Annotated in this window: 6 protein-coding genes; 1 reads left to right on the forward strand and 5 read right to left on the reverse strand. The window is 69.1% G+C overall.

Annotation, left to right across the window (positions count from 1 at the left end):
* Positions 1 to 57 precede the first annotated feature (57 nt).
* Genes Q1V87_RS02070 through Q1V87_RS02090 form a run of 5 tightly spaced genes read right to left on the reverse strand, consistent with a single transcriptional unit; the run spans position 58 to position 5,449 of the window.
* On the reverse strand, positions 58 to 1,347 hold the full coding sequence (locus tag Q1V87_RS02070; RefSeq protein ID WP_300590640.1) for a DUF58 domain-containing protein: 1,290 nt from the start codon (positions 1,345 to 1,347) through the stop codon (positions 58 to 60).
* Between the two features lie 7 nt (positions 1,348 to 1,354).
* On the reverse strand, positions 1,355 to 2,356 hold the full coding sequence (locus tag Q1V87_RS02075) for a MoxR family ATPase (RefSeq protein WP_300590641.1): 1,002 nt from the start codon (positions 2,354 to 2,356) through the stop codon (positions 1,355 to 1,357).
* Positions 2,353 to 3,567, reverse strand: coding sequence for a DUF4350 domain-containing protein (locus Q1V87_RS02080; RefSeq protein ID WP_300590642.1), 1,215 nt, complete (start codon positions 3,565 to 3,567; stop codon positions 2,353 to 2,355). The genes Q1V87_RS02075 and Q1V87_RS02080 overlap by 4 nt, the downstream gene beginning before the upstream one ends.
* A complete protein-coding gene (locus Q1V87_RS02085) occupies positions 3,564 to 4,232 on the reverse strand; it encodes a DUF4129 domain-containing protein (RefSeq protein WP_300590643.1) in 669 nt (222 codons plus the stop codon). Before Q1V87_RS02085 ends, Q1V87_RS02080 begins: the two co-directional genes overlap by 4 nt.
* On the reverse strand, positions 4,214 to 5,449 hold the full coding sequence (locus tag Q1V87_RS02090) for a hypothetical protein (RefSeq protein ID WP_300590644.1): 1,236 nt from the start codon (positions 5,447 to 5,449) through the stop codon (positions 4,214 to 4,216). The genes Q1V87_RS02085 and Q1V87_RS02090 overlap by 19 nt, the downstream gene beginning before the upstream one ends.
* Before the next feature lie 229 nt (positions 5,450 to 5,678).
* Between Q1V87_RS02090 and mtrA the strand changes: the two genes are divergently transcribed.
* Positions 5,679 to 6,359: an MtrAB system response regulator MtrA gene (gene mtrA, locus Q1V87_RS02095; protein ID WP_292711772.1), complete on the forward strand. Its 681-nt coding sequence runs from the start codon at positions 5,679 to 5,681 to the stop codon at positions 6,357 to 6,359.
* Positions 6,360 to 6,363 lie beyond the last annotated feature (4 nt).

A 6,363-nucleotide genomic window follows, 5' to 3' on the forward strand; every position in this document is an offset into this window, starting at 1 on the left:
TGAAATCAGCCCCTTTTCACCGGGTCCGGTCGCGATCTGGGCCCCCGGGCGGCGTGCTCAGAGCCGACCGAGTGCCTTGAGTGCGAGGTAGCGGTCGGCAACGCGCGGGGGCAGGTCCTCGGCGGATGCCGACAGTGCGTCGACTCCTGCCCGGGAGAGCGCCGTCACCATTCGGTCGGCATCCCAGCGGGCCCGTTCCCGCGCTGCGGCCTCGAACGCGTCGGATTGGGGTGCCTCGGTCGGCTCGGGCTGTGCTGCGGCAACGAGCACGTGCGTGTGGGCGGGAATGAGGGGGAGCGCACCGAGGAAACCGCGGGAAGCCTCGGGATCATCGTGCGCCGCGAGCACGACGATCATCGACGGTCGGGTGGTCAGCAGGCGGGCCTGTGCGAAAGCGGCGTCCCAGTCGGTGTCGATGAGACCGGCATCCACGGCGACCATGGCGTCCACGAGGGCGGGCAGCAGAGCCGCGCCGTCGCGGCCGGTCACGCGGGCACGCACCGCCCGGTCGAACATCACCAGGTGGACGTGATCTCCCGCTTGCGCTGCGAGGGCTGAGAGGAGGAGGGCTGCCTCCATCGCGGCATCCAGTCTCACGCCGTCATCGACGCGCGTCGCGGCGGTACGACCGGTGTCGATGATGATGACGATGTGGCGGTCGCGCTCGGGACGCCACGTGCGAAGCATTGTTGCGCTGGCCCGGGCCGTGGCACGCCAGTCGATCGAGCGCACATCGTCGCCGCGTACGTACTCGCGCAGCGAGTCGAACTCGGTGCCCTGTCCGCGCACCTGGACGCTGGTGTTCCCGTCGAGCTCGCGCAGCCGCGCGAGACGAGAGGGCAGGTGACGCCGCGAGGTGAACGGTGGCAGAACCCGGATGCTTCCCGGAACCGCGATGAGTGTGCTGCGACCCGCGATCCCGAGAGGCCCCGCTGATCGCACCGCGAGTCCGGCGCTACGCAGCTCTCCACGTCGGCGAGGCAGCAGCGACGTGATCACGCGGCCCGACGCGCCCGGCTCGATCCGTATCACCGCCGTTCCGGTAACGGCGCCCGCGGTCGGCTGCCAGGCATCCCGAACACGGATGCGAAGGGCTCGCGTACCCGTGTTGACGACAGTCGCCGTGACCTGGGTTGCTTGGTCACGCAGCACCTTCGTCGGTCCAGCGCGGGTGATGCTCACCTGACGCGGATTGGGGGCGGCCAGCACATCGATGCCCAGCAGCAGCAGGCAGAGTCCGAGCCAGGCAGCTGCCCCTGCCCAGGCGGGGATTCCGCCGACCGAACCGACGATCACGGGAACAGCGCCGGCACCCACGAGAAGCGGGTAGCGACCGGTCACATACATGCGGGGCTCACAGCGGGACGCGGGTCTGCTGCAGGATGCTCTGGAGCAGCGCTTCGACCGACACCCCTTCGAGTTCAGCATCCGGACGAAGCCGGAGACGGTGCCGCCACGTCGGCAGCAGCATCGTCTGGACGTGGTCGGGGGTGATGGCCGGTGATCCGCCGAGCCACGCCCACGCTTTCGCCGTCGCCAGCAGCGCCGTGGCGGCGCGCGGGCTCGCACCTAGCTGCACCGAGGGGCTCTGCCTCGTGGCTTGCGCGAGATCGACGATGTAGCCGAGGACGTCATCGGTGGCGGTGACGTCCCGCACCGCCGCCTGGGCCGCCCGGAGGTCCGCGGCGGTGACGACTGTCTGCACCCCGGCCTCATCGAGGTCGCGGGGTGAGAAGCCGTCGGCGTGCCGGCGGAGCACCGTGACTTCCGCATCGCGTGCGGGCATATCGACGATGAGCTTTAGGAGGAACCGGTCGAGCTGAGCTTCGGGGAGCGTATAGGTTCCCTCGTGCTCGATCGGGTTCTGGGTCGCGGCGACAAGGAACGGATCGGGGAGCGGGCGGGTCACGCCGTCGGTGGATACCTGGCGCTCTTCCATCGCCTCCAGGAGGGCAGCCTGCGTCTTCGGCGGTGTGCGGTTGATCTCGTCGGCGAGCAGGATGTGGGTGAAGACCGGGCCCTCGCGGAACTCGAACTCGCCTGACCGAGCGTCGTAGATGAGGGAGCCCGAGACGTCACCGGGCATGAGGTCGGGCGTGAATTGCACGCGCTTCGTTTCGAGGCCGAGCGCCCGACTGAACGCCCGTACCAACAGCGTCTTGGCGACACCGGGTACGCCCTCGACCAAGACATGTCCACGGGCAAGCAGCGCGATCAGGAGACCCGTGATGGCGGCATCCTGTCCAACGACAGCCTTGCCGATCTCGGTTCGAACGCGCCCGACGGCGGCGCGGGCGGCGTCGTCGCCGAGGACGGATTCGTCGGCAGTCGTCGGCGCCGGGTCGGGAGTCGTCATGGGGCGTTCCTTTCGGGGTGAAGTGCCGCGCGCGCTGCAGCTTCGAGTCTGCGCAATCGGTCGTGGAGTTCGTCAAGGTCGCGCCGTGACGGTGGCGGGGCGCCATCCAGGATGCTTCGCGCATCCTCCCGCGACGTCACCGAGGCGCTGGCAAGCGCGTCGGCGACCTCTGCTGCCGACGACGATCCTGACAGGCCGAGCAACCGCGCGATCCGCACGCGTGCACCATGGCGCAGCAGGGACGCGGCGTGCGCGGTGTCGCCGGATCGTGCGTACAGGTGGGCTCGGCCCCGCGTCGTCTCCTCGCCGCGTACCGTCACCGGCAGTCGCTCGCCCACGAGCGGTGCAAAACGGATGCCGCGCCACAGCGCCGCCGCGACTGCAGCCGCCAGCACCAGGACGATCACGGGGCTGACCCACGGCGGAGTGAGCTCGCCGAGGGACGGGTTCGCGGGGTCGAGATTGGTATCGGCCACGGACGGGACGTACCAGACAAGCGTCGCATTCCTGCCCATGAGGCCCAGCGCGAGGGCAGCATTGCCGTCCTGTGGCAGGTGTTCATTCGTGAACAGTGCAGCGCCGTCGACGGCAGAGACGCGTTGCGTACCCGGCGCATCGGGGCGGACAGTTTCGCGCACCAGCAGCGCATAGCCTCCCGCTGCCGGATAGCACTGGGCGGCATCCGTACCGACGAAGACCGTTCGCGGACGGATCGCTCCCGCCCGCTGCGCCTCTGGCACTGAGCACTGCGGCTGCACGAGCGCGTCATCGGCGACGCCGACGGCGTTCGCCCCGTCGGCGATCAGGCGGAGCGTCCGCGATCGCGGATCGATGAGGACGACGTCTGTCGCAGGTGTGGTGAGGGCGGAGATCGCCTCGTCGGAGAGCGCGGGTGCATCCGGAAGCACGAGCGTTGCCGCGGTCTCACGTAGCGCCGCTGCGGCCTGCTCGTGCGAGCGGACGATGCGCACGTCGACGCCCTGATCGGCCAGGATGCGTGCCAGCGCCCGGGTGCCCGTCGGGGCCGCGGATTCGGGATCGAGCGACTCGCGCTGGCTCCATTCGCTGCCGCCGACGATGCTCGCACCGACGATGCCGACAGCGATGAGAGCTGCGACGATGGCGATCCATCCGACCGCCGAACCCCGGCGGGCTCTGGTGGTTGGGAGATCGGCTCGAGCCGCGCGGCGCTCGCGGGTGTCGAGGCTCATGACGCCGGCACCTCGGCCGGATCGGCCCGCACGGACCCGAGCTGGGCCAGCGCGCTGTCTGCCGCAGCCACCACCTCGTACCCGGCCTCGGTCCCCGGCCGCTGAAGATAGCGGACGTCCTCGAAGACGGTGGCGGCGTCTCCGACCCGCCCGCTCGTCGGCGCTGTCAGCGCGTCGGCTCGCACCGCGAACTGCCGGGCTGTCGTGCCGGGGGCAAGCTCGATCAAGCCTCGTTCGGCCAGGCCGCGGGCTGCTGCCCGGAAGCGCAGCACGATCGCCGCGTCCCAGTCCCGGCGGCTGCGGGCAGCCTCAGCTGCTGTCCGCAGTCCGTCGGCAGTTCGATAGTCGACGTCGCCGAAGAGCTCACCGGTGCGGGCTCGCCGTGAGGATGCCCGGCGGGGGACTCCCCACACGAGAATCGCGATGACGATGACCGCGATGGCGATGATCGCGGCGACGAGGGCGAGAATCGCTGCCCACTCTGGTGCGACATCGGGCGAGAACAGGGAAGCTAGCGCATCCCGCGCCGCCTGTGCCGCTCGGTCGAACCACGTCGGCTTCGCCGCCTGATAGACCGGATCCGCGAGTTCCTGCATGGCCCAGTCGCGAGCCTGTTCGCCATCCGGGATGAGCGGGATCTCTGAGATCACCGAGGCATCGCCCATGTCGTCTGGTCGTCATCGGGGCCCGCGGGAGGCGTCGACGACGCCGGGTCAGCGGTCGGCGTGGCGGGTGTCGGCGACGCGGATGTCGACACAGCTGCAGATTGAGGCGTCATGACGTACCCCGGCGGCGGGGCGAACGGAGCTGGTTGCGCGTACGCCGCAGGCCACCGGGGCTGCACGGCGCGGCCGATGTGCACGACGTACGGGTCGGGGAGGCCCGCCTCTCCCGCATCCCTGCGATCGACGTACTCGAGCAGGTCGAGATCGAGGCCCTCGTGCCGCATCCGGCAGTCGATGTAGACGAGCCCCGCGGCTGTTGACTGCACGATGACGGCGACCGACTGGATGAGTAGGGTCACGATCTGCGTGAGACCGAGGGTTGCGACGATTCCGATGATCGCCGCTGCGCTCTCATCGCCCGTGGGGGCTATCACTGTCGTCAGGGCCGAGGCGAGGAACGAGAACGGGATGCTGACGACCTGGGCGACGGCGCCGAAGACGAGCGAGACGAGCACGATGATCCCCAAGATGACCCAGAATCGGCCCCGCGACAGCCGCCACGAGCGCCCCAGAGCAGCGCCCAGCGACGTGTGCTCCACGATCAGGACCGCGGGAACGAGCAGCAGCTTCACGGACAGCCAGAGGCTCAGGGGGATGGCTGCGAGGATGACGAGGATTCCGAGGATGACTGCGGCGGCGGGAACGGCGACAGCCAGGACGGCGATCAGCCCGCCGACGATGATCACGATCACGCCGATCGCGAGCGAGAGCAGGATCGTGTAGCCGATCAGACGCCAGGCCACGGGCCGCACACGCTGCCACAGCATCCGCAGCGTCATCTTCTCGGCCACCGCAGCGTGCAAGACATCGGAGATGACCACGGCCTGCACGAGCACACCCACGGCGCCCGCGAGAAGACCGAGCACGAGACCCGATAGCGCGGTGAGCGTAATCGATCCCGTCAGGACGGCATCCCATTCGTCGGTGCCGGCCGGCACGGTGTCGAGCCGCGAGAAGCTTGCGAACGCGACCGCCGAGATGGCGATGGTGACAACGAGGTAGGCGATCGTCTGCACGACCATCGCGAACCCGAGCAGCACCTTCGGGTTGTGTCGCAGCGCCGAAAACGAGCGACCCAGAATCGTGCCGAACGTCAGTGGTTGCAACGGGATGATCCCAGGCCGCGGCGCAGGCGTCCAAGACGGGTACGCGGTCACGGGTTCCTCCTACAGGGCTGGAATCGGCGTGAGTTCCATCGTGTCACACGGGACGCAGACCCGCTCGTGCCCGTCGCTGCTGGGTCCTGCGCGTCGCCGACGCACGGGCCGGTGCCGACGCGCGCGCGAATCAACGGCGTGCGTACAGGTGGAGTCGACTACTCTCGGGGGAAGCACCCGCGGCTGCCTGCCGCCAGTGCGCAGGCTGGACGCAAGGAACGAAGGCGCGATGAACTCACGCATCCTGGTGGTCGACGATGACACCGCCCTGGCGGAGATGATCGGGATCGTGCTGCGCACGGAAGGGTTCGACACGGTCTTCTGCGCTGACGGAAACGCCGCTGTCGAGACCTGGCGCGCGGAACGTCCCGACTTGATCCTGCTCGATTTGATGCTTCCCGGTCGCGACGGCATCGAGATCTGCACGGCGATCCGCTCCGAGTCAGGCATCCCGATCATCATGCTGACAGCACGCACCGACACCGCCGATGTCGTGCGCGGACTGGAGTCGGGCGCTGACGACTACATCGTCAAGCCGTTCAACCCGAAGGAGCTCGTGGCCCGCATCCGCACACGACTGCGCCCCGGCGGGCATCCGTCGCAGGAGACACTGCGGATCGGGAACCTGACGATCGATGTCGCCGGTCACGAAGTCCGACGCGGCGACGAGGTGATCTCGCTCACGCCCCTTGAGTTCGAGTTGCTCGTCGCGCTTGCCTCCAAGCCGCAGCAGGTGTTCTCGCGCGAGATGCTGCTCGAGCAGGTCTGGGGTTACCACTACAAGGCCGACACGCGTCTGGTCAACGTGCACGTGCAGCGGCTGCGCGCCAAGGTCGAACTCGACCCCGACAACCCCCGCATCGTCACGACAGTGCGCGGTGTGGGCTACCGGGCCGGTGCAGTGGAGTGAGTGT

It is taken from the genome of Microbacterium sp. (assembly GCF_030149085.1).
Classification (GTDB): Bacteria; Actinomycetota; Actinomycetes; order Actinomycetales; family Microbacteriaceae; genus Microbacterium.

Coding starts and splice junctions, on each gene's coding strand:
- Q1V87_RS02070 (WP_300590640.1), bottom strand. CDS start 1,347: ATGTATGTGACCGGTCGCTACCCGCTTCTCGTGGGTGCCGGCGCTGTT.
- Q1V87_RS02075 (WP_300590641.1), bottom strand. CDS start 2,356: ATGACGACTCCCGACCCGGCGCCGACGACTGCCGACGAATCCGTCCTC.
- Q1V87_RS02080 (WP_300590642.1), bottom strand. CDS start 3,567: ATGAGCCTCGACACCCGCGAGCGCCGCGCGGCTCGAGCCGATCTCCCA.
- Q1V87_RS02085 (WP_300590643.1), bottom strand. CDS start 4,232: ATGGGCGATGCCTCGGTGATCTCAGAGATCCCGCTCATCCCGGATGGC.
- mtrA (WP_292711772.1), top strand. CDS start 5,679: ATGAACTCACGCATCCTGGTGGTCGACGATGACACCGCCCTGGCGGAG.